At 44.9% G+C, this 243-nt stretch carries 1 protein-coding gene; it reads right to left on the bottom strand.

Going from position 1 to position 243, the window contains the following annotated elements; translation table 11 throughout:
- Positions 1-63: 63 nt before the first annotated feature.
- A partial coding sequence (locus tag ACTHS3_RS18470; RefSeq protein ID WP_440368870.1) for a hypothetical protein occupies positions 64-243 on the bottom strand: 180 nt, incomplete at its 5' end.

Here is a 243-nt window from a genome sequence, read left to right as displayed (position 1 = left end):
GTCTATACGTCTTACGATGTCGGAAAAATTTTAAGCAAAAAAATTGGGCGTTATTTCTGTCGGTCAATCCGTTTTCAAGATGGTGCGGAATACGTTTTGCCGCAATACGGCAATTACTACTGGGCTTGGCATGATGAGATCCAAAATGCCGATTTTCAAGCCGTCTGCAGAGAACGGAGCAACGTAATATTGAAAACCTATCGGAATGTGCCGCTGCTGCTCGTGTATTACGCCGACCCAAAC

This window comes from Neisseria sp. P0009.S007, assembly GCF_051962515.1.
The sequence above is the reverse complement of the archived record's forward strand: the minus strand, read 5'-3'. Positions and strand labels throughout refer to the sequence as shown.